Below are 1348 nucleotides of genomic sequence, written 5' to 3' on the forward strand. Positions count from 1 at the left end.
CGATGAACACATGGAGGTTTTCGCGCGCAGCTTCCTGCCCGACGAATTCGGCGAGCGTCTTGGGACGCAGCGCCGCGTCCGGATCTTCGGTCTGGCGGCGGGGGGTGAGGATGGGGTTGTCGGTCATGGCCTGAGATGTTTCGCCGCATCGCGGGAATGATGAAGAATGCGGGCGATTACAATGCCATCGTTTTCAACTTTGTAGAGAATGCGATGGCTGCGATGAACCACGCAGCGAATGTCGTTGCCATAGCCGGGGCGTAGCTCCCCGCTCAGGGGGAACGTTTCGAGGCGAGTCAGCACCTTGTCGATCCCGCGCTGATAGGCGTCTGCCGCATCGTCGCCGAAGTGCTCGGCACCAAATGCGTCAATTTCGACCAGATCGGCGATAGCTGCCTCGCTCAGCCTTACATCAGGCACGCTGTGCGCGGCGCTTTGCGATGATATCTTCGATGATTTCAGTCGGGTCCCTGTCAACGATTCCGGAGGCAAGGCCTTCCTCGACCTTGGCACGCACCCATGCCGTGTCCGCAGCCTCTTCGAGATCGCGGCGCACGAGGTCTCGCAGATACTCGCCGGCATTGCCGTAGCCGCAGTCGTCGATCCGCAGCTTCAAGGGGCCGGCAAGCTCGTCGGGAATTGAAAAGCTGAGGTCGGTCATGGCGAGTTTATAGCTTGTTGCGCGGGTGAAGGCAAAGCGACTGCGTCACCGTCGTCGTCCAATGACCAACGCGCCAGTCGCCAGACGCTGCCGATGCTGTCAGTCGGCGAGCCTGCTTGTTGAAGGTGCAACTTCAACGAGTTGCCGGACTGAAATTTGCCGGAGATCCAGACGACCAGTCGCCCATCCGGAAGTGTCCTGTATGCGTCGCTGGGGTAAAAGCACATCACGTTGATCTGCCCGACCACTTCCACAAGCTCTGGCGATACTGTTTCGGTCCCCTCAACCAGCTTGTGTCCCCGCAAGCCCAACCAGATATGCTGGAAGGGATTTTGCGTTCTGCCAAATCGTTCTGGGAGTAGAATTTCCGATATGGCGATCCGGACGGTTGTGATCCCGCTCTTAGTCGAAACTGGTGCATGAGAGGCAAGGATAGGATGCTCTCTGACTGCAAGCGAGCACGGGAACGCGCTGGTGCTTGGCGCCATTGCCGCTGCCGCGAGAAGGAATAGCGCAAGCCTCAACCCGCCGCCCGCTTCAGCGCCACCCGCACCAGATCGTTCAGCCCGGCATCATCGCCCAGTTCCTTGACCGCCGCGGCCACGGCCATGCTGGCGGTCGCGGGCTTGAAGCCGAGGTTCTGGAGGGCGGAGATCGCGTCCGCGCTCACCGAACCGGCGGGCACGG

Annotated in this window: 2 protein-coding genes and 2 pseudogenes; all 4 read right to left on the reverse strand. The window is 60.8% G+C overall.

The features are described from left to right. Window positions 1–127, reverse strand: a pseudogene (locus CFE35_RS22475) (Holliday junction branch migration DNA helicase RuvB); the annotation flags it as partial. Further along, window positions 124–420 carry a type II toxin-antitoxin system RelE/ParE family toxin gene (locus CFE35_RS22480; RefSeq protein ID WP_292934101.1) on the reverse strand — a complete coding sequence of 99 codons (297 nt, stop codon included), beginning with the start codon at window positions 418–420 and terminating at the stop codon, window positions 124–126. The gene CFE35_RS22480 and the pseudogene CFE35_RS22475, both read right to left, overlap by 4 nt. Further along, window positions 413–661, reverse strand: a complete 249-nt coding sequence (locus CFE35_RS22485; protein WP_292934102.1) for a type II toxin-antitoxin system ParD family antitoxin — start codon at window positions 659–661, stop codon at window positions 413–415. Before CFE35_RS22485 ends, CFE35_RS22480 begins: the two co-directional genes overlap by 8 nt. A 520-nt stretch (window positions 662–1181) precedes the next feature. Next, window positions 1182–1348: pseudogene (locus CFE35_RS22490) on the reverse strand (Holliday junction branch migration protein RuvA); the annotation flags it as partial.

It is taken from the genome of Novosphingobium sp. PASSN1 (assembly GCF_002278815.1).

Excerpts from the sequence above, each read along its gene's own strand:
- CFE35_RS22485 (WP_292934102.1), bottom strand. The coding sequence starts at position 661 with ATGACCGACCTCAGCTTTTCAATTCCCGACGAGCTTGCCGGCCCCTTG.